Origin of the sequence: Fictibacillus tiangongensis, assembly GCF_048083785.1 — a bacterium.
Taxonomy (GTDB): Bacteria; Bacillota; Bacilli; order Bacillales; family Fictibacillaceae; genus Fictibacillus.
The window spans coordinates 2,818,860-2,841,050 of sequence record NZ_CP182294.1 but is presented as its reverse complement, the minus strand read 5'-3'; the positions used below and the strand labels follow the sequence as shown (position 1 = coordinate 2,841,050).

The following is a 22,191-nucleotide window of genomic DNA, read 5'->3' as shown; positions in this document are numbered from 1 at the left end:
CCTCTATTAATTTTTTCTTTTTTTATTGTGTACGTTTTGAGCATGTTTTATGAGAAGAAAGTAAAATATTTATGATTTAAAGGAGAACAATTGAATATGAAGCACATTGAATCAGAGTCCAACGCTTCCTTGAAGCAATGGAAAAAACTTCATACAAGAAAAGAACGTGAAAAATCAGGAACATTCTTACTTGAAGGTCCTCATCTTATAGAAGAAGCAATCACGTCCGGAGCAAAACTTCAACATGTGATCGTGGAAGAAAATTTTGAGATCAATGAAGCGTGGTTAAAAGAAAAATTCACGCTTTGGTCTGTTCCGGCTAAATTAATGAAACAGCTATCTGAAACTGAGAAACCACAAGGTATCATCGCCGTATGTGAGATGATGGATCAATCTGAAGAACTTATCAAAAAAGGTGGACGTTACCTCCTAATCGATGGCGTTCAAGACCCGGGAAATCTTGGAACGATTATTCGAACAGCTGATAGTGCTGGCCTTGATGGCGTATTTTTAGGTGAGGGTACAGCGGATCTTTATAATGGTAAAACCGTTCGATCAACGCAAGGATCTTTATTTCATCTGCCGATCGTTAAAGCGAACTTGTTAGAGATTATTGACCGCTGTAAGGAGCATGATCTGCCTGTATTATCGACTTCACTTCAAAATTCTGTGGATATGCGAGAAACGCCTGAAGTAGATGGATTTGCTTTGATCATGGGCAATGAAGGCGCTGGTGTACAGGAGATTCTTCAACAACAATCAACGTTGAATGTAAAAATTCCGATATATGGAAGTGCGGAGTCCCTAAACGTTTCTGTAGCAACGGGTATTCTTTTGTATGAATTGCAGCGAAATCGGACGTAATTTGTGACATAGCGTTGCAATTATAGAATTTTTTCATATATAATGAAAAAGATGAATGGAATAGTATCAAAAACGAAGATGGAGAAAAGTAGGTAATGATTCCGCCAAAAAGGGAGGAGATGTCTTAGACTGTGAGCATTTCTTTGGTAGGTATTATTGAATTCACTCCTGAGTTGTCACCTGAACTGATAAGTAGGGCTGACCGGTGAAGAGCCGTTATTAAAATGAAGTGAACAGTGTATTTTTCATTGTTAAATTGGGTGGTACCGCGAACTCCTCGTCCCTTATTGGATGAGGAGTTTTTTATATTTTTTTAGGAGGGGTTGCACGGTGAAAGACCGTTTAGAAGCTCTAAAAGTTGAAGCGATCGGCCAGATTAAAGAAGCCCAAGATCTAAAAGATCTGCAAGCTGTTAAGGTAGCTTATTTAGGAAAGAAAGGACCCATTACGGAAGTATTAAAAGGAATGGGTAAATTGTCTGCTGAAGAAAGACCTGTAATTGGCGCTTATGCCAACGAAGTTCGTGACAGCATCCAACAAGAACTAGATAAAAAACAAAGCGAACTGGAGAATAGAGCGATCGCAGAAAAACTTTCAAAAGAAACGATCGATGTGTCATTACCAGGAAGACCTGTAAAGAAAGGAAATCCTCATCCGCTAACAGCTGTTGTTACCGAGATTGAAGATCTTTTCTTAAGCATGGGCTTCACGATCGCTGAAGGACCAGAAGTAGAAACGGACTATTACAATTTTGAAGCGTTAAACTTGCCAAAGGGACACCCTGCTCGAGATATGCAGGACTCATTCTTCATTACAGAAGATATCCTTCTTCGTACACAAACATCACCTGTTCAAGCGCGTACGATGGAAAAGCATGAAGGAGAAGGACCTGTGAAAATCATTTCTCCAGGTAAGGTTTACCGAAGAGATAACGATGATGCTACACACTCTCATCAGTTCATGCAGATCGAAGGACTCGTTGTGGACCAAAATGTTCGTTTAAGTGACTTAAAAGGTGTGCTTGAAACGTTCGCTAAAAAAATGTTCGGTGAAGATCGTAAAATTCGTCTTAGACCAAGTTTCTTCCCTTTTACAGAACCATCTGTTGAAATGGACATCTCTTGCTTTAAGTGTAGCGGAAAAGGCTGTTCGATCTGTAAACAAACAGGTTGGATTGAGATCTTAGGAGCAGGTATGGTTCATCCGAACGTACTTGAGATGGCTGGATTCGATTCAAAGAAATACACAGGTTTTGCATTTGGTATGGGACCTGAACGTATCGCGATGCTTAAATATGGAATTGATGATATTCGTCATTTCTATGCGAACGATATCCGGTTTTTAAAACAATTCAAAAATGCATAACTTGAGGAGGGGAATTATATGCTAATCTCTTATAACTGGCTAAAAGAATATGTAAACGTAGAAATCTCACCGTCTGAACTCGCAGATAAGATTACAAAAAGCGGTATTGAAGTCGAGATGGTCGAGTCACTAAATAAAGGAATCAGTGGAGTAGTTGTTGGATATGTGGAAGAATGCATCCAGCATCCGAACGCTGACAAGCTTAGAGTTTGTAAAGTAGATGTAGGTCAAGGTGAAGTCTCACAGATCGTGTGCGGTGCACCAAACGTAGCTCAAGGCCAAAAAGTGGCTGTTGCTGTACCTGGAGCGGTTCTTCCAGGTAACTTTAAAATAAAAAAAGCAAAACTTCGCGGTGAAGAATCTCACGGAATGATTTGTTCACTTACAGAGTTAGGTGTAGATACCAAATTAGTACCAAAAGAATATGCAACAGGAATCTTTGTGATGCCAAGTGAGGCAGAGCCTGGAAGTGATGCATTAGAATACTTAAATCTGAATGACCATGTGTTAGAACTTGGACTTACACCAAACCGAGCTGATTGTCTGAACGTGATCGGTGTAGCGAATGAAGTAGCTGCGATTTTAGAACAAGAAGTGAAACTTCCAAACACATCGATCAAAACGACTGAAGAAAAAGCAGAAGAATTTATCTCGGTTCAGATTGAATCGCTTGAAGATAATCCATATTACGGAGCGATGATCATCCGTGATGTTAAAATTGGTCCTTCTCCGCTTTGGATGCAGAATCGCTTAATGGCATCAGGCATTCGTCCCATCAATAACATCGTTGATATCACAAACTATGTACTTCTTGAGTATGGTCAGCCGTTACACGCGTTTGACTATAATCGATTAGGTTCAAAAGAGATTGTGATCCGCCGTGCAACAGAAGGTGAACACATTCAAACGCTTGACGATCAAGATCGTAAACTTAAAGAAACTCACTTAGTGATCACAAATGGAAAAGATCCGATTGCAGTAGCTGGTGTTATGGGTGGCGCAACGAGTGAAGTTCAATCTGACACAACAAACGTACTTTTAGAGGCAGCATATTTTGCTTCAGGTCGTGTAAGAGCAGCTTCAAAAGATCTAGGCTTACGCAGTGAAGCAAGTTCGAGATACGAAAAAGGCATAGACCGTAACCGTGTGTATGCAGCAGCAATGAGAGCGGCTAGCCTTATGGCCGAGCTTGCAGGAGGCAAAGTTGCTGAAGGAATCGTTGAAGCGGGTAAACGAGAAGTTAACACATACAGCGTCAAGATGGATGTATCTAGAATGAATAATCTTTTAGGAACTGAGATCACATCTGAACAAACTGCGTCTATATTTAAGCGTTTAGGTTTTGGTTATAAAGAATCTGACGGACAGTTCGAAGTAAACGTTCCTTCCCGCAGACCAGACATAACGATCGAAGCGGATTTGATTGAAGAAGTAGGACGTATCTATGGATATGACCGTATCCCAACTACGTATCTTTTATCGGAAGCGCGTCCGGGTGGTCTAACGAAGAATCAGGCACAACGCCGTAATATCAGAACGTATCTAGAAGGTGCGGGGCTGTATCAAGCTGTAACATACGCATTGACTACTCCTCTAAAGTCTACTCATTTTTCATTTAGCGATGAGAAGGTATATCCGATCTCAGTTGCGCATCCGATGAGTGAAGAACGCAGCACGTTAAGAATGAGTTTATTGCCGCAGCTTTTAGAAGTACTTCAATACAATAGAAATCGTTCGATGGAAGACCTTGCTATCTATGAGATGGGCTCAGTCTTCATCAATCGCCAAGAAGTATTAACAGATCTTCCTGAAGAGTATGTGTTCGTCTCAGGCGCAGTTACAGGTGTGTTTAACGAGCATCTATGGCAAGGCGAAAGAAAGACTGTTGATTTTTATGTGTTAAAAGGAATCTTAGAAGGTCTCATGGGTGAACTGAACCTTTCTGAACGTATCACGTATGAAGCTGGAGAAATTGAGAACATGCATCCAGGAAGAACAGCGATCGTGAAACTTGATGGCATTTCTGTAGGATTTGTAGGTCAGCTTCACCCAGCTCTTCAAAAAGAGTTGGATGTAAAAGATACGTATGTTTTCGAGTTGAACGCAACTAGTCTTTTAGAGAAGGAAACAGATCAGATGGTCTATCAAACATTGCCGCGTTATCCTTCGATTACACGAGATATCGCTCTTGTGGTTGATCAAGAACTTCCAGCAGGAGACCTAACAACTGTGATTCAAGCTGCAGGTGGAGAGCTGTTAAAAGAAGTTAATCTTTTTGATCTGTATGAAGGTGAAAAGATGGAAGAAGGCAAGAAATCACTTGCATTCTCACTGAAATATTTTGATCCAGAACGAACGTTAACAGATGAAGAAGTTGTAACGGCACATAATCGCGTATTAAAGAGCTTAGAAGAACGCTTTGGCGCTCAGCTAAGAAAATAATTGTTGAAGAAGCTGGTTCATCGAGAGATGGCCAGTTTTTTGTCTTTATTATTAGGCAGTTTTTGCATATTTTGCCGTTTTTGAAAAGGGTGTCAATGCGAACTGGACACTTTTATGTGAAAAAGGATCATTTTTATGTGATGGACTTCATTTTTTATGTGATGAACCGTATTTTTTATGTGATTATCACTTTTTAGTAACCAATGGCGGATGCTCGCTCTGCGAAAAAGAGGATGCTTCCTTATGGATTCATCCTCTCCGCCCCTTAAATCTTCTTTTTACGTAATAAATTTAGCGCTTTTTGAGTATTTGCAAAATGCTTTTTGGTTGCTGTATCAAAAACAGACTGTCCGAACTTCTCAACAAGTTCTGCCGCTTTAACATCGACATGAGGACCTGCGCCTTTTGGGATTACAGTATTGAAGCGAGCCCCTAATTTATCCATTTCTTTTAAAAAGCTATATCTCGCCAAGATGGATGCAGCGGCAACGGAAAGATGTATTGATTCACCTTTTGTAGCAAAATAAAGCCCTTCTTTTAAGAGGTTCTTCTCTCTTGTTAAATAGTTAAAGTACACACCAGGTTCACAGAACTGATCGACTAATATACCTTCTATCTCTTCACCTTCAATTTTAGCTTTTACATTTTGCAAGGCACGGTTATGAAGGATAGCCTTAATCTTACCTTGCGTCATACCTTTTTGCTGAAGTTCGTTATACTTCTCATTATTCAGTACAAGGAGTGAGTATGGTACGGTATGAATAAGTTCTTTTGCAATTTGAATGATCTGTTTATCATTTAAGTGTTTGGAATCCTTCACACCTAGTTCTTTTACGAGTTCAAGATTAGCTCTTGAAACGTATGCGGCAGCAACGGTCATCGGTCCAAAATAATCTCCTGTTCCAACTTCGTCACTTCCGATCATTGATAATTCTGCTGCGTTCTGTGGTGGGGCATACTGGTGAGGTGGTTTAACCGGCTTGTTTTTCGCTTTTGAAACGGAAACTTCACCTGAGTATTTTTGAGAAGCAGCTTCAGCTCCCTTTCCTTGAAACAAGACTTTGCCCGACTGATATGCTGTAACGGTGCAATCTGAGAGTTTTGCTGAAAAAACTGCGCCAGGTGGGGTTTTAGCTGATAGAACGGATGTGAGTTCCTTTTTCATCTCAAGTATTTCTGAACGGGTCATCTTTTTAACAACGTGAGACATGATAGTAATCCTCCTAATAATGAAGAGATTTCCAAATATATCAAAAAAACGCTACAATAGAACAGAAATATTTTCAACTGTGAACGATATTTGATAAGATAAAGATTAGAGTATTCATTAAATGAATGATCCTTTGTATGTTAAGGAGGTTATTTTGTGGCGGAAGAGAAAAAGAAAAACCGTACCACGGTCGAAATCTATGGACAACGATATGTAATTGCAGGGACCGAATCCTCCAGCCACATTCATTTAGTAGCTGATAAAGTAGACTTAAAAATGAGAGAGATTCAATCTCATAACCGGTTTCTCGACACGAAACAACTAGCTGTTCTTACAGCAGTAAATACAATGAACGAATATTTAAAGATTAAAGAAGAGCTGAAAAAATTGCAACAGCGAATTGGAAAAGAGGAAAGTTAGTATGTTAGATTTGATTTTAATTATCGTATTAGCAGGTGGATTTTTAATTGGATTAAAAAGAGGCTTCATCATGCAGCTCGTTCATTTGGTCGGATTTATAGCAGCCTATATCATTGCTTATCTGTATTACGATGAACTTGCGCCAAAGCTAGAATTGTGGATTCCATACCCTTCTTCAAATGATAGTTCTGTTTCCTTCTTAATGAACAGCATATCACTTGAACAAGCTTATTATAATGCGATCGCCTTTGCTATCCTGTTCTTCGCCACCAAGATTATCCTGCAGATTCTTGGGTCTATGCTCGATTTTCTTGCAAACTTACCGATTCTTCATACGTTCAACAGATGGCTCGGTGGTTTATTAGGTTTTGTAGAAGTTTATTTGATCGTGTTTATCTTATTGTATATCGCAACATTAGTTCCGATTGAAGCCTTTCAAGCTCATTATGAAAATTCATGGATCGCACAGGGAATGGTCAAAAACACCCCCGTATTTTCTGAGTCCGTAAAGGAAATGTGGATGAAACATATGGCATAACTTCTCCCAGCGCGGAGAAGTTTTTTTCTTTGCAGTTTATACTCAGTTGTTCTTGAAAGTGGTTGATTTCCGCTTCAGGTTGCATGCTTTCCGCGGGGCAGGCGGTGAGCCACATTCGTACGTTTCACGTATAAGTGTCTCACCTGTCTAGTATCAATGGCTAGCCCCTCGAGGTCAAAAGTTAAATGGCTCAGAAGGCAAAGTACGCCTTCAAATCCATTCACCTTTTGCTTGTCGGGGCTGAACCAGCCATTTACACTTTTCAGACTGCCAGCCTGTCCCGCAGGAGTCAGCAACCTTACGCTACAATCAACTTTGGTCGATGAAGCAAGAGTGTAAAGTGCTATAGGGATAATAACACAAATTATTAAAGCCATTATCATACTAGCATGACAATGAAAATAGAGGTGAGCTTATTATGGTAAATAAAAAAGAGGTAGTACGCGCACTGGAACAGATAGCTTTGTACCTTGAGATCTTAGGTGAGAATTCTTTTAAAGTTTCCGCTTATCGTAAAGCAGCGAACGCTCTTGAGAGTGATGAGCGAACGATGGATGAGATTGGAGATGTATCGAAACTAAAAGGAATAGGCAAAGGAACAGCTTCTGTAATAATTGAGATGATAGAAAAGGGCGAGTCGGAACTTTTAGTTGAACTTCAGGAAAAAGTACCGTCAGAACTGGTAACACTGCTGCAGGTACCTAATCTTGGAGGTAAGAAAATCGCTAAACTTTATTCCGAGTTAGGTGTAACGAATATTGAATCTCTAAAAGAAGCATGTGAAAATGGTAAAGTAAGAGAATTGGCAGGGTTTGGCGCTAAAACAGAAGAAAAGATTTTAGCATCGTTAAAAGATCTGGGGAAAAGACCAGAGAGGCTTCCTATAGCATACATGCTGCCCATTGCAGAAAAAATAGAATCTCAGTTAAAAAGAATGAACAATATTGAGAGATACTCTAGAGCAGGAAGTTTAAGACGATACCGTGAAACAATAAAAGACTTGGATTTTATTATTTCAAGTGAACATCCGAGTGAAGTAAAAGAGCAACTGTTGAAACTGGATGGAGTTATCGACGTGATTGCAAGTGGAGATACGAAGGTTTCTCTTGTACTTGATGAGAAACTCTCTGTATCTGTAGACTTTCGTATCGTAAAACCTCATCAGTTTGCTACTACACTGCATCATTTTACGGGCTCTATGGCGCATAACGTTAAAATGCGTCAGCTTGCAAAGGCAAGAGGCGAAAAGATCAGTGAATATGGTGTAGAAAATATAGAAACTGGTGAAATTCTTACATTTGACACGGAAGAGGATTTCTATGCTCATTTTTCTTTAAGCTGGATTCCACCTGAGGCGAGAGAATCTGGTGAAGAAATCGAATTATTTAAAGATGGTCATGACCTAATTCAGTTATCAGACATAAAAGGAGATCTTCATCTGCATTCTACTTGGAGTGATGGAGCGTTCTCGATTGAAGAAATGGCTGAGGAAGCACGAAGCAAAGGCTATGAATATATGGCGATTACAGATCACTCTCAATATTTACGAGTAGCAAATGGTCTAACTCCTGAGAGAGTGCGTATGCAGCGACAAGAGATCAATAAGTTAAATAAAAGGTATACCGATTTTAAGATACTAGCTGGAATTGAGATGGATATTCTACCAGATGGTACACTTGATTATGATGATGAATTGTTAGAAGAAATGGATTTTGTTATTGCGAGCATCCATTCTGCGTTCTCTCAAGATCAAAACAAAATCATGGATCGTTTGAAGACGGCGTTAACACATAAAAAGGTTGATCTGATCGCCCACCCGACAGGGCGTCTGATCGGACGCAGAGAAGGATATGACGTGGATGTTGAAACCCTTCTGCAGCTTGCTTATGAAACAGGGACCGCTGTTGAGTTGAATGCGAATCCGAATCGTCTTGATCTTGCTCCACACTGGTTAAGGAAAGCTCAGGAACTTGGGATCAAGGTAGCGATTAATACAGATGCACATTATAAAGACACGATGAAACATATGGAGATTGGAGCAGCGGTTGCCCGAAAAGGTTTTGTTCGAAAAAGCAATGTGTTAAACACAATGACATTAAACGAACTTGAAACCTATTTAAACCGTGAAAAATAGCTCTAGGTCCTGGGGAATCAGGAGGAAGAATATATGCAAGAAAAAATGCTGCGTGTTTTAGAACTAAGAAAAGTGATCGATCGTCTAAAAAAGCATGCGAGTTGCTCACTTGGACTAAATAAGATAAATTCCTTAATACCGTTTACAGCACTCGAAGATGTAATTGAGGCTCAAGATGCTACAGATGAAGGTGTAAAAGTTCTCCGATTAAAAGGACAAGTTCCATTTGGCGGGATCTTTGATGTTTCATCAAATGTTAAGCGATCAAAGATTGGCAGTCTGCTAAACGAAGAAGATCTGATGGATATCGCTTCTACTCTTTATGGTGGAAGACGTTTTAAGCGATTTATCGAGAACTTGGTAGAAGATGGAATTGAGCTGCGTATCCTTAAGAATGCAGCAGAAAACATCATTCCTCTTCATGAGCTAGAACAAGAGATTAAAAGCTGTATCGATGACAACGGACATATGATGGATAGCGCTAGTCCAGAACTTCGTGCGATTCGTCAGCAACTGCGTACGTTTGAGGCGCGCGTAAGAGAAAAGCTGGAATCAATCGTCAGATCATCCAGTTATCAAAAAATGTTATCTGATTCGATCATAACGATTCGTAACGACCGATTCGTTATTCCTGTAAAACAAGAGTACAGAGGTAATTTTGGCGGAATGGTCCATGATCAATCAGCGAGTGGAGCGACTCTGTTTATTGAACCTCAATCTGTTATGACGGTTAACAATCAAGTGAAAGAAGCAAAAGCGAAAGAAGCGCGCGAAGTAGAAAAGATTTTAAGGGAACTAACTGCTGAAGTCGCTGAACATGCTGATGATATTCTGTTGAACGTAGATATTCTAGCAGAGATGGATTTTATTCTAGCAAAAGCTAGATTCGCCAATGAGCTAAAATGTACGCGTCCGATTATGAATGACAAAGGTTATATTTCACTCAATAGTGGCAGACATCCACTTCTCGATCAAGAAACGGTTGTTCCAACGACTGTGATGTTAGGTGGCGAGTATCAATCACTCGTCATAACAGGTCCAAATACAGGTGGTAAAACGGTTACCCTAAAAACAATCGGGCTGCTTACACTTATGGCGCAATGTGGCCTACAGATTCCTGCTGCAGAAGAATCAGAAATGGCTGTCTTTAAGAATATCTATGCTGACATAGGTGATGAACAGTCTATTGAACAATCACTAAGTACATTTTCTTCACATATGGTTAACATTGTAGACATCTTAAACAAGATTGACTTCGAATCACTCGTTCTCTTTGATGAACTTGGAGCAGGGACAGATCCACAAGAAGGTGCAGCCCTCGCTATTTCAATTCTAGACTTCGTTTTTGCGCGGGGAGCACGTGTCGTAGCGACAACCCATTATAGTGAGTTGAAAGCATATGCGTACAACCGGCCAGGTGTTATGAACGCTTCAGTAGAATTTGATGTGCAGACGTTAAGACCTACATATCGTCTATTAGTGGGAGTGCCAGGCCGAAGTAACGCGTTTGAGATATCCAAAAGACTCGGGCTCCGTCAAGATATTATTGACTCAGCTCGTTCTCAGATCAGTGAAGATGAGAACAAGATTGATAATATGATCAAGTCTTTAGAAGATAATCGTAAAAAAGCAGAAAAAGAAATGGAAGAAGCAGAGAACAGACGAAAAGAAGCAGAGTCTATTAAGGGTGACCTAGAAAGAGAACTTGAACTGTTTCAAAATGAAAAAGATCGATTGTATGAAAAAGCAAAGCAGGAAGCAGAAAAGGCGATTGAAAAAGCACGTGAAACAGCAGAAGAGATCATTCATGAGATTCGTGAACTTCAAAAATCTGGCGGACAGATCAAAGAGCATAAACTGATTGAAGCGAAAAAGAGATTAGAAGAAGCTGTTCCAAAATCAAAAACCAAAAACAAGAAGGTAAAAGCGGTATCAACAAAACAAGAGTACGTTCCAGGTGACGAGGTAAGAGTACTTACTGTAGGTCAAAAAGGACATATCGTTGAAAAAGTAAGCAACAACGAATACCAAGTTCAGATTGGAATCTTAAAGATGAATGTATCTGAAAAAGATTTAGAATGGGTAAAACAAAGTAAACCGAAACCTGAACCGCGTTCATTCGTAAAAGTATCAGGAAACTCTGATTCTTCTCGTCCTGAACTTGACCTAAGAGGGAAAAGGTATGAAGATGCGATGCTAGAGGTGGATCGATATCTGGATGAAGCACTCCTAGCTGGTTTCAACCAAGTGTATATCATCCATGGTAAAGGGACAGGTGCACTTAGAAAAGGTGTTCAAGAGCTTTTGAAAACGCATCGAAATGTTAAATCCACTCGTATGGGTGCAGCTGGTGAAGGCGGAGGCGGTGTAACAGTCGCTGTATTGAAATAGTATAGTGAATTAAACCAAGCCGTTTACAAAGGGGTATTGTTGAATGGATTTTATGAGTAACGCTTTTATTAAAACAGCAGCAAACTATAGCGTTGTCGTGCTATGTCTCGTCGTTTTTTTGGCTGTGTTTGAACTGGTTACGCGTTATAAAAACTGGGTCGAAATCAAGAAAGGCAACTTTTCCGTTGCTATGGCTACTGGCGGGAAAATTTTTGGTATCGCGAACATCTTTCGTTACTCGATCGCTCAAAATGATTCCATACTAATGATGATAACGTGGAGTGCCTATGGATTTATCCTGCTCTTGATCGGCTATTTTATCTTCGAATTCTTAACCCCAAAGTTTCAGATCGATAAAGAGATCGAGAACGATAATCGAGCAGTTGGTTTCATATCGATGATCATCTCAATTGGTTTATCATTTGTAATCGGTGAAGGAATCGAATAGCTGAAGGGAAAAGATATGGAAACGTTATTTAAAGTGTTATTTGTGTTAAGCGGAGTATTCATCGCGGCAGGACTTATCTACTTATTCTTCTTTGCTTAAATTTCAAAACCAGTTCTCAAATGGAGAGCTGGTTTATTGTTTTCCTTAAGACTGTTCTGTAATTGTTATTAATCTTTAATGATTGTTTTACTTAGTATTACTTAAAAGATGTTACTTTTATTGTTTCTAATTTCTTCTGTGCAGGTTGATTGGAGCGCAAGGTTGCCGACTCCTGCGGGACAGGTGGGCAGGTGAGACACTTATACGTGAAACGTACGAATGTGGCTCACCGCCTGCCCCGCGGAAAGCGAGCAACCTGGAGCGGAAATCAACTACTACCGAGAGCATCGTTGAATATGCCCAATAAGCAGTTTTTAGAACCGTATTATTTAATTATTTATAATTTTTAAAAAAGTATATAAAATTGTATACGTTTTCAATATAATAGGAATAAAGATATAGAAATTTTGAAGGAAGGCGTGAATTAAAGGAGGAGATGCAAGTGGAAAGACGGTGGCTCAACAGTTACCCCAGTGAGATTCCGGGACATCTTGATTACGACAGCAAACCTTTATTCGCGTATTTAGAATCAGCAGCAGAAGAAAAAACAGATAAAACTGCTGTGCACTTTTTAGGAAAGACTTTAACATTCGGTGAGCTTCATGAATGCAGTTTACGCTTCGCACATGCTCTAACAACCCTTGGTGTAAAAAAAGGTGATCGTGTTGCCATCATGCTGCCTAACTGCCCGCAAGCAGTCATCGCCTATTACGGCACGCTTTTTATAGGTGGAATTGTTGTGCAGACGAATCCTCTATACACGGAGAGAGAATTACGCCATCAGTTATCAGACAGCGGTGCAAAAGTCATTGTAGGATTAGATCTTTTGTTTGGAAGAATCTCAGCCGTTCGGGGAGATACGAACATTGAACACATCATCATGACCTCTGTGAAGGATTATCTTCCATTTCCTAAGAATTTAATCTATCCTTTTATTCAAAAAAGGCAGAATCCAACAGTCGTCGTTGATATTACGTACAATCATGAAGTTCATTCATTTCGAGATCTGCAGAAACGCTCTCAACCAGTAAAGCCACAAGTAGAGGTTGACCCCGATGAGGATCTTGCCCTGCTGCAGTATACTGGGGGTACAACAGGACCAGCAAAAGGTGTGATGCTGACACACAAAAATCTAGTCACGAATGCGTTACAGTGCAATACATGGATGTATAAAAACAGAGAGGGAAAAGAAAAAATTCTCGGTGCTCTGCCTTTCTTCCATGTATACGGAATGACGTGTGTAATGAATCTTGGCATCATAACGAGAGCAGAGATGATTATTCTTCCTAGGTTTGATCCAGCGCAAGTTTTGAAGACGATTCATAAGGAACGACCAACACTATTTCCAGGCGCTCCGACAATGTATATCGCACTTCTGAATCATCCAGATCTAAAAAAATACGATCTTTCATCCATTCAGGCATGTATAAGCGGTTCGGCTGCTCTGCCTCTTGAAGTGCAACAAAAATTTCAGGCAGTCATTTCAGGTTCATTAGTAGAAGGGTATGGACTTACAGAGGCTTCACCAGTTACTCATGCGAACCTTATTTATGGTGATCAGGTAAGAGGCAGCATAGGATTACCTTGGCCGAACACAGAAGCAGCAATCATCTCGGCTGAGACAGGTGAATGGGCAGAGCCGGGTGAGATCGGAGAGTTAGCTGTAAGAGGTCCTCAGGTTATGAAAGGGTATTGGAACCAACCCGAAGAGACCGCGTCTGTATTTAGAGAAGATTGGTTGATTACGGGGGATATGGGTTATATGGATGAAAAAGGTTACTTTTACATCGTGGATCGCAAAAAAGACTTGATCATCGCAGGTGGATTTAATATTTATCCTCGTGAGGTAGAAGAAGTTTTATATGAACACGAAAAAGTAAAAGAAGCTGTAGTAGTCGGTGTGCCTGATGCATACAGAGGAGAGACGGTAAAAGCTTTTGTTGTTTTAAAGGAAGGAGCAGAGTGTACGGAAGAAGAGTTAAATAAATTCTGCCGGGAACATCTTGCGTCCTTTAAAGTACCTAGGCTCTATGAGTTCAGACAAGAGCTTCCTAAGACGATGGTAGGAAAAATCTTAAGAAGAGTTCTTTTGGAAGAAGAACGTGAGAAGGCAAAACAAAGCTCGTAAAAAGCTGCCACCTGGCGGCTTTTTCTATGTGAAAAAAATCACTTTTAAAAAATGAAAAGACGTTAACTTCAAGTTAAACTTGTAAAATGTATAGAAAAAATGACATAATGAAATTGACAGAAAAGAAAGATTTGTTTTACAATTATGAATGAACAATCATTCATTTTTGAAAAAGTTGATTGTGCTATACAAAAAGAGGCGATAGAAATGAAGCGTAAAGGTCCAAAATATGAAAAAATAATTGATGCAGCTGTAAATGTAATCGCGGAGCACGGCTATCATCAATCCCAAGTTTCAAAGATAGCGAAAGAAGCAGGTGTCGCTGACGGCACCATCTATCTATATTTTAAAAATAAAGAAGATCTGCTTGTTTCTGTTTTTAATGAGAAGATGGGGACCTTTATCGAAAAAACAGAAAACGAGCTGAAAAGTAACGATTCAGCGATTGAGAAACTTAGAATTCTTGTCGAGATGCACTTTAAGCAACTGACTGCTGATTTTGAACTATCAATCGTTACTCAGCTAGAACTTAGGCAGACAAACAGACAACTTCGTGCAAAAATCGGTGAAGTATTAAAGAGGTACTTAGATTTAATCGATTCTATCTTGAAGGATGGAATGCATGAAGGCGTTTTTGTTAAGAACATGGATTACAGATTAGCTCGTCAGATGATCTTCGGAACAATCGACGAAACAGCAACAAACTGGGTGATGAACGATCATCGATATGATCTTCCTGCTCTTGCTGGTCCCGTACACCAGATGCTTGTAAACGGTCTGTCCGTTCGGTCTGTAAATCCAGATGATTGATTTTCAAAAAAGGAGGGAATACGAAGTTGGAATTCTTACAAATTGAAAAACAAAATAAAGTGGCTACGATCAAACTTAATCGTGCGCCAGCCAATGCATTATCAACGGGAGTTATTGCTGAAATCGACAAAGCACTCGATCAGATCGAAAATGATAACTCTGTTAAAGCAATTATTATTTTAGGAGATGGACGTTTCTTTTCTGCAGGAGCTGATATCAAAGAGTTTACAGAAGTTACTGATGAAAAAGGTTTTGCAGAGCTTGGAAAAAAGGGACAAGATGTTTTTGACCGAATCGAAAAGTTCTCAAAACCAGTGATCGCTGCGATTCATGGAGCAGCGCTTGGTGGCGGTCTTGAACTTGCGATGAGTTGCCACATAAGACTGGTGGCAGAAGATGCGAAACTTGGTCTTCCCGAGCTCACACTAGGACTGGTACCGGGGTTCGCAGGAACTCAAAGACTGCCACAGCTTGTAGGTGTACCTAAAGCTTGCGAGATGCTCCTTTCAAGTAAGCCGATCTCAGGAAAAGATGCTGTTGCATTTGGTTTAGCAAACAGCTCCTATCCAACAGAAGAACTTTTTGAAAAGGCTTACAAAATGGCTGAAGAATTTTCTATGAAGAGTGCTGTTTCCACTAAGTACACATTAGAATTGTTGCATTACGCGAGACATGGACTCTATGAAAAAGGTGCAGAGAAAGAGCAGGAACTGTTTGGAAAAGCTTTTAAAAGTTTTGATGGACAAGAAGGAATCTCAGCATTTATTGAAAAAAGAACGCCTGAATTTCAGGACCGATAACTAGGAGGGTAACGATGAACATTTTTGTTATTTTAAAACGTACTTTTGATACAGAGGAAAAAATTTCAGTTTCAAACAACAAGATCTCTGAAGATAGTGCAGAATTCATTATTAATCCATATGACGAATATGCGATCGAAGAAGCGATCACATTAAAAGATGCCCACGGCGGCACTGTTACGGTTGTCACGGTTGGGGACGAAGATTCTGAAAAAGAACTTCGCACAGCACTGGCTATGGGAGCAGACCAAGCGGTTCTTATTTCAAACGAAGACTTGGACAGCCAAGATCAGTTCACGACTTCGTCAGTTTTAGCAGCTTACTTTAAAGATAAAGAATACGACATTATTCTAGGCGGAAACGTTGCGATTGATAACGGTACTGGTCAAGTTGGACCGCGTCTTGCAGAATTATTAGATATCCCACACGTAACAACGATCACAAAGATTGAAGTGAACGGTACGACTGTTAACATCGAACGCGATGTTGAAGGAGATCTTGAGAAGATCGAAACATCTCTACCATTATTGGTAACAGCACAACAAGGATTAAACGAGCCGCGTTATCCTTCGTTACCAGGTATCATGAAAGCAAAGAAAAAGCCTCTTGAAACGCTAGAGTTAGATGATCTTGATATTGATGAAGATGAAGTTGAAGCGAAAACAAAAACAGTAGAAGTGTATCTTCCGCCAAAAAAGGAAGCTGGAAAAATCCTGTCAGGTGAAACACCAGAGCAAGTAAAAGAACTTGTATCTCTGTTAAGAAACGAAGCGAAGGTAATATAAGGAGGAGTCATCATGGCAAAAAAAGTTTTAGTACTTGCAGAATCCCGTGACGGTGCGTTACGTAATGTTTCATTCGAAGCAATTGCAGCAGCAAAAGAAATTTCTGGCGGCGGAGAAGTTTTCGCAGTATTATGCGGTGACTCTGTGCAGTCATTAGCAACTGAGTTAATTCACTATGGAGCTGACCGTGTACTTACAGCGGAAAATGAAAAACTAGCGAACTATACACCGGATGGTTATTTCCAAACTTTAAAGCAGATCATCGATGATGAAAGCCCTGAAGCTATCGTGTTCGGACACACTTCTTTAGGAAAAGATCTTTCCCCAAGACTTGCAGCTCGTTTAGAATCGGGACTGATCTCAGATGTTACTGGACTGGAACAAGCGGGTGAGAACACGGTATTTACTCGCCCTGTATATTCTGGAAAAGCCTTTGAAAAGAAATTAATCTCAGATGGTCTAGTATTCGTTACGATTCGTCCGAATAACATCGCACCATTAGAGAAGGATGAATCTCGCTCCGGGGATGTAACATCTGTTTCCGTTGATATTAAAGACTTAAGAACGATCGTTAAAGAAGTTGTCCGCAAAGCATCTACTGGTGTAGATCTAGCAGAAGCAAAGATTATCGTTGCTGGGGGTCGAGGCGTTAAATCTGAAGATGGTTTCAAACCTCTTCAAGAACTTGCAGATGTACTTGGTGCAGCTGTAGGAGCTTCTCGTGGTGCTTGTGATGCGGATTATTGTGATTATTCATTGCAGATTGGTCAAACGGGTAAAGTTGTAACCCCTGATCTGTATATCGCTTGTGGTATTTCTGGAGCTATCCAGCATCTAGCTGGGATGTCCAACTCTAAAGTAATCGTTGCAATCAACAAAGATCCAGAAGCTAGCATCTTTTCAGTAGCAGATTACGGAATCGTTGGTGACCTTTTCGAAGTCGTTCCTTTATTAACAGAAGAGTTTAAGAAAGTGTTAGTATAATAGAATGTAGCGAATGAAAACGTCCGTTTTTCTGGACGTTTTTTTCAATTATGGAACGAGGAAGGTGTATGATGACAACAATAGCATTTATTCGTCACGGTGAAACCGATTGGAATACTGAAAAAAGAGCTCAAGGCTGCAAGGATATACCGCTTAATGACAACGGAAAGTATCAAGCAGAACGTTTAGCAAAAAGATTTGCAGATGAGAAATGGGATGCTATATATGCCAGTCCACTTCTTAGAGCATTTCATACAGCTGAGGCTGTCAGTGGAGTAACAGGGTTGAACGTGATAGCCGATGAAAGGCTGCGTGAGATCTCTTTCGGAGAAACAGAAGGTACCACTGAATCCGAACGAGTCGAACGCTGGGGAGAAAATTGGATGGAGCTTGAATTAGGCAGAGAAACAAATGAGGATGCGGATCTTCGATGGAAAGCAGCTTTACAAGACATTATACAAAAGCATAAGGATGAAAAGATTTTGATCATTACTCATGGCGCTTTGCTTGTAAGGATTTTTAAAGAACTGCTGCAGGATGATACAGATCGGTGGTACGGTCTAAATAACACGTCATTTTCGGTCTTTAACCTAAAAGCAGAAAACGATTGGAATTGTGAATTATTTAACTGTCAGAAACATCTTGAAACGAGTGCAACAATCTAACGTTTGTCGAATTAAAAACTTGGGTACCATAAACGTGAGCAAACTATTAGCAACTGTAACATTTGTGGGATATACTTTGTTTACACTTTGATATTCAAAAGGAGGGCCAAATAAATGGCTATTGTTAATGCATCAGATCAAACATTTAATACAGAAACGAACGAAGGTTTAGTACTTGCTGACTTTTGGGCACCATGGTGCGGACCTTGTAAAATGATCGCTCCTGTTCTTGAAGAATTAGATCAAGAAATGGAAGAAGTAAAAGTAGTTAAGCTTGATGTTGATGAAAACCAAGAAACAGCTGGTAAATTTGGAGTTATGAGTATTCCGACTCTACTCGTTTTCAAAGACGGTCAAGTGGTAGATCAAGTTGTCGGTTTCCAACCGAAAGAAGCTTTAGTTGAACTATTAAACAAACATAAATAAGGTTTAACCCAAAAAAGCCCGTTGCTCGGGCTTTTTTTTATGCATTTTACATACTGATCAATATTTTCTAGGAAATATTGTCGATAAATGAAAATATGTGGTATTGAAATCATGATAGTATTATGATCAGGCTGATACATGATATGATAGTATAAAAGACTGCTGAGAGTGAAGGGGGGAAGAAATTGACCTCTATTTCTGTAAAACAAAAATTAATGTTGCTACCAGATCAACCTGGCTGCTATCTTATGAAGAATGAGTTCGGGAAAGTTATTTATGTTGGTAAGGCGAAAGTGTTAAAGAACCGTGTTAAGTCTTATTTTTCTGGGACACATGATGGCAAAACGCAGAGACTTGTTAGTGAGATCAGAGATTTTGAATACATTGTAACTTCTACTGAGATGGAAGCATTAGTTCTAGAGATGAATCTAATAAAAAAGCATGACCCTCGTTATAATGTGATGCTAAAAGATGATAAGAGCTATCCATACTTAAAGATTACTGCTGAAAAACAGCCGCGACTTCTATATATACGGAAGATTAAAAAAGACGGAGGAAAATATTTTGGTCCGTTCGTGAACGCTTATGCTGCACAAGAAACGAAGAAACTTTTAGATCGTATATTTCCGCTCCGAAAGTGTGACACGATGCCTAAACGGGTGTGTTTGTATTATCATATCGGCCAATGTTTAGGTCCTTGCGTATATGATGTAACCGAACAAGAAAACAAGAAGATGGTTGATGGCATTGTAAAATTTCTTAATGGCGGTTACCAGGACGTTAAAAATGAGTTATCGGAAAAGATGCTAGAAGCGTCTGAAGCATTGAACTTTGAACGCGCAAAAGAGCTTCGAGATCAGATACAGCACATTGAAGCTGTTATGGAAAAGCAAAAGATGATGACAGCAGATTTGGTGGATCGAGACGTGTTTGGCTACCATTTTGATAAAGGTTGGATGTGTGTACAAGTCTTTTTCATCAGACAAGGTAAAGTGATCGCCCGGGATATTTCTGTCTTTCCGTTTTATGGAGAGGCGAATGAAGATCTATTAACTTTTATTGGTCAGTTCTATCTGCAAAAGAATCATCTTCTGCCTAAAGAGATCCTGCTTCCTCAAGAAGTAGATGCTAATCTTGTTTCGGAACTTCTTCAAGTAAAAGTATTGCAACCAAAAAAAGGACAAAAGAAAGAGCTAGTAGAGTTAGCAACTAAAAACGCATCTTTAGCTCTTCACGAAAAATTTGCTCTGATTGAGCAAGATGAAGCGAGAACGGTCAAAGCCGTTGAGAACCTTGGCGAAAGAATCGGAATTGCTGCTCCTTATCGTATTGAAGCGTTCGATAACTCGAATATACATGGAACAGATCCTGTTTCTGCGATGGTTGTTTTTGTTGATGGTAAACCTTATAAAAAGGATTATCGAAAATACAAGATCAGATCTGTGGAAGGACCAGATGATTATGCTTCCATGAAAGAAGTTATTCGCCGCAGATATACAAGAGTGTTAAAAGAAGAAGGAGAGCTTCCTAGTCTGATTCTGATCGATGGTGGAAAAGGGCAGATATCAGCGGCTCAAGATGTGTTAGAAAACGAACTTAATTTATTTATTCCTGTAGCAGGTCTATCGAAAGATGAAAAGCATAGAACCTCACAGCTATGGATCGGTGATCCTCCAGAGATGATACACTTGTCTCGAAACAGTCAGGAATTCTATCTGTTGCAACGAATTCAGGATGAAGTTCATAGGTTTGCGATCTCATTCCATCGAAAAGTTCGGTCTAAAAGTATGTTTGAATCAACATTAGACAGTATTGCAGGTATCGGTGACAAACGGAAGAAGATGCTTCTTCGCCATTTTGGCTCATTAAAGAAGTTAAAAGAAGCTTCTGTTGATGAGATTCAAGCAGCTGGTGTACCTAAACCAGTAGCTGAGCTGATAGAAAAAGCATTTTTATCAAATGAGTAGTTGCAGCCTTTGAGTAACTTTGTTAAAATGAATCCAACTTTATAAATATGCCATGCTTCGTATGAAGTGATGGTAGAGGAGCAGGAACCAATAGTAACCCATCTGAAGAGAAGAAGCTCTAGTGATGATGGTGGAAAGGGGATTCTTGCCGAAGTGTAAAAGGGCTTCTAGCCTTTTATGCTGGACCTGTATTGAATAAATACAGAGCTGTCACACAAGTCCCCCCAGGGTTTGTGTGGAGGACTATCTCACGAGGGGGAACAAACTTGGCTTGCTACGGATTATAGCAACAATAGGGGTTTTTCCTTATTGTTGCTTTTTTGTATTTACTTTCAAATTAAGTGACCTGAAAGTATACGTGCAAACTAAGCTGACGTGGTCATTTTAGCGTCAACAAAGTCTTCTAATAAAAGAGATAGAATCTTACAACAAGAAGGGATTGGAGTATATGGGGAGAATCGTTCAAAAATTTGGTGGAACTAGTGTTGGCTCAGTTGAGCGAATACAAAATGTGGCGAAACGAATCATCCATGAAGTAGAGGCAGGAAATGAAGTCGTGGTTGTTGTTTCAGCCATGGGTAAAACAACGGATGAACTTGTAAAGCTTGCTACAGATATTAGTCAGAACCCTTCAAAACGGGAGATGGATATGCTCCTTACGACGGGAGAACAGATAACGATCGCCCTATTGACGATGGCTCTGCATCAAGAAGGATATAAAGCTCAATCATTAACAGGATGGCAAGCGGGCATTCAAACAGAAGATACCTTTTCAAATGCAAGAATACTAGACATCGATTCAAAACGCATCTCTTCATTGTTAAAAGATGGTCATATCGTAGTTGTTGCAGGATTTCAAGGAATTATTCCTGAAACAAAGGATATTGCCACTCTTGGTAGAGGTGGATCTGATACAACAGCCGTTGCGCTAGCAGCAGCTCTTAATGCAGATCGATGTGACATCTATACCGATGTGACCGGTGTATATACGACTGATCCCCGTGTAGTGAATTCGGCTAGAAAACTACCTTCGATCTCTTATGATGAAATGTTAGAGATGGCCAACCTTGGCGCAGGTGTCTTACATCCGAGGGCGGTTGAGTTTGCTAAAAACTATAATATTACATTAGAAGTAAGATCAAGTATGAGTGAAGAGCGTGGAACATTAGTTGAGGAGGAAGTGTCTATGGAACAAAATTTAATGGTTAGAGGTCTTGCATTTGAAGGAAACATAACAAAAATTACGGTCTCTTCAGTTCCTAATGAAATACATGCACTAGCGGAACTGTTTACGATTTTGGCTTCGAACGGAATAAATGTAGACATCATCATTCAAAATGTATTAAATGAAGAAAGTACTAATATTTCGTTCTCGATCGAATCAAATTCATTGTCTGCTACTCAAGAAGTGCTTGCCGCGCATCAAGCAAAATTAGGATTTGAATCGATCAGTTATGAACAAGGTCTAGCGAAGGTATCAATCGTAGGTTCTGGCATGATCTCAAATCCTGGTGTAGCAGCTAAAATGTTTAAAGCTCTTTCAGACGAAGAGATTATGATCAAGATGGTTAGCACATCTGAGATTAAAGTATCTACTGTTGTGAAACAAGAAGATATGATTAAGTCGATAGAAACGCTGCATGATGTGTTTGAGTTAGATGCTCGTGTTCCTGTTCAGAACACGTAAGTCCAAACATTGAAAAAGCCGGCAATCC

Annotated in this window: 18 protein-coding genes, 1 riboswitch and 1 other annotated feature; of the genes, 17 read left to right on the top strand and 1 reads right to left on the bottom strand. The window is 39.8% G+C overall.

Going from position 1 to position 22,191, the window contains the following annotated elements; all coding sequences use genetic code 11:
* Positions 1-96 precede the first annotated feature (96 nt).
* The 3 genes from ACNJYY_RS15205 to pheT all read left to right on the top strand — a co-directional run bounded on the left by ACNJYY_RS15205 (position 97) and on the right by pheT (position 4,671).
* The gene (locus ACNJYY_RS15205) at positions 97-864 is read left to right on the top strand and encodes a TrmH family RNA methyltransferase (RefSeq protein WP_416729137.1); all 768 of its coding nucleotides are present in this window, start codon (positions 97-99) and stop codon (positions 862-864) included.
* Positions 865-930: 66 nt separating this feature from the next.
* Positions 931-1,152: a binding site (T-box leader), on the top strand.
* 42 nt (positions 1,153-1,194) lie between these two features.
* Positions 1,195-2,229, top strand: coding sequence for a phenylalanine--tRNA ligase subunit alpha (gene pheS / locus ACNJYY_RS15200; protein ID WP_197222671.1), 1,035 nt, complete (start codon positions 1,195-1,197; stop codon positions 2,227-2,229).
* A gap of 18 nt (positions 2,230-2,247) precedes the next feature.
* Complete coding sequence (gene pheT, locus ACNJYY_RS15195; RefSeq protein ID WP_416729136.1) at positions 2,248-4,671, top strand: phenylalanine--tRNA ligase subunit beta; 2,424 nt, start codon at positions 2,248-2,250, stop codon at positions 4,669-4,671.
* A gap of 265 nt (positions 4,672-4,936) precedes the next feature.
* Here pheT and rnhC read toward each other — a convergent pair whose 3' ends face one another.
* The gene (gene rnhC / locus ACNJYY_RS15190) at positions 4,937-5,881 is read right to left on the bottom strand and encodes a ribonuclease HIII (RefSeq protein ID WP_416729135.1); all 945 of its coding nucleotides are present in this window, start codon (positions 5,879-5,881) and stop codon (positions 4,937-4,939) included.
* A 156-nt stretch (positions 5,882-6,037) separates the two neighbouring features.
* Here rnhC and zapA point away from each other — a divergent pair, with 156 nt between their 5' ends.
* The 14 genes from zapA (at position 6,038) to ACNJYY_RS15120 (ending at position 22,163) form a co-directional block, all read left to right on the top strand.
* Positions 6,038-6,301 carry a cell division protein ZapA gene (zapA, locus tag ACNJYY_RS15185; protein ID WP_144698705.1) on the top strand — a complete coding sequence of 88 codons (264 nt, stop codon included), beginning with the start codon at positions 6,038-6,040 and terminating at the stop codon, positions 6,299-6,301.
* A gap of 1 nt (position 6,302) precedes the next feature.
* Positions 6,303-6,839, top strand: coding sequence for a CvpA family protein (locus ACNJYY_RS15180; protein WP_416729134.1), 537 nt, complete (start codon positions 6,303-6,305; stop codon positions 6,837-6,839).
* Positions 6,840-7,254: 415 nt separating this feature from the next.
* Positions 7,255-8,973: a DNA polymerase/3'-5' exonuclease PolX gene (gene polX / locus ACNJYY_RS15175; RefSeq protein ID WP_416731888.1), complete on the top strand. Its 1,719-nt coding sequence runs from the start codon at positions 7,255-7,257 to the stop codon at positions 8,971-8,973.
* A gap of 33 nt (positions 8,974-9,006) precedes the next feature.
* On the top strand, positions 9,007-11,364 hold the full coding sequence (locus tag ACNJYY_RS15170) for an endonuclease MutS2 (RefSeq protein WP_416729133.1): 2,358 nt from the start codon (positions 9,007-9,009) through the stop codon (positions 11,362-11,364).
* Positions 11,365-11,407: 43 nt separating this feature from the next.
* Positions 11,408-11,812, top strand: a complete 405-nt coding sequence (locus ACNJYY_RS15165) for a DUF350 domain-containing protein (protein ID WP_144698713.1) — start codon at positions 11,408-11,410, stop codon at positions 11,810-11,812.
* A gap of 535 nt (positions 11,813-12,347) precedes the next feature.
* Positions 12,348-14,039, top strand: a complete 1,692-nt coding sequence (locus ACNJYY_RS15160; protein ID WP_416729132.1) for a long-chain-fatty-acid--CoA ligase — start codon at positions 12,348-12,350, stop codon at positions 14,037-14,039.
* 207 nt (positions 14,040-14,246) lie between these two features.
* Positions 14,247-14,849, top strand: coding sequence for a TetR/AcrR family transcriptional regulator (locus ACNJYY_RS15155; RefSeq protein WP_144698717.1), 603 nt, complete (start codon positions 14,247-14,249; stop codon positions 14,847-14,849).
* A gap of 26 nt (positions 14,850-14,875) precedes the next feature.
* Entirely contained in the window at positions 14,876-15,649 is a 774-nt protein-coding gene (locus tag ACNJYY_RS15150) for an enoyl-CoA hydratase (RefSeq protein ID WP_416729131.1), read from the top strand.
* Positions 15,650-15,663: 14 nt separating this feature from the next.
* Complete coding sequence (locus ACNJYY_RS15145) at positions 15,664-16,434, top strand: electron transfer flavoprotein subunit beta/FixA family protein (protein WP_416729130.1); 771 nt, start codon at positions 15,664-15,666, stop codon at positions 16,432-16,434.
* Positions 16,435-16,446: 12 nt separating this feature from the next.
* Entirely contained in the window at positions 16,447-17,418 is a 972-nt protein-coding gene (locus ACNJYY_RS15140; protein ID WP_066396682.1) for an electron transfer flavoprotein subunit alpha/FixB family protein, read from the top strand.
* A gap of 68 nt (positions 17,419-17,486) precedes the next feature.
* The gene (locus tag ACNJYY_RS15135; RefSeq protein ID WP_416729129.1) at positions 17,487-18,083 is read left to right on the top strand and encodes a histidine phosphatase family protein; all 597 of its coding nucleotides are present in this window, start codon (positions 17,487-17,489) and stop codon (positions 18,081-18,083) included.
* 114 nt (positions 18,084-18,197) lie between these two features.
* A complete protein-coding gene (gene trxA / locus ACNJYY_RS15130; RefSeq protein ID WP_416729128.1) occupies positions 18,198-18,509 on the top strand; it encodes a thioredoxin in 312 nt (103 codons plus the stop codon).
* Positions 18,510-18,724: 215 nt separating this feature from the next.
* Positions 18,725-20,476, top strand: coding sequence for an excinuclease ABC subunit UvrC (gene uvrC, locus ACNJYY_RS15125; RefSeq protein ID WP_416731887.1), 1,752 nt, complete (start codon positions 18,725-18,727; stop codon positions 20,474-20,476).
* 65 nt (positions 20,477-20,541) lie between these two features.
* Positions 20,542-20,730: riboswitch (Lysine riboswitch) on the top strand.
* 194 nt (positions 20,731-20,924) lie between these two features.
* A complete protein-coding gene (locus ACNJYY_RS15120; RefSeq protein WP_416729127.1) occupies positions 20,925-22,163 on the top strand; it encodes an aspartate kinase in 1,239 nt (412 codons plus the stop codon).
* Positions 22,164-22,191 lie beyond the last annotated feature (28 nt).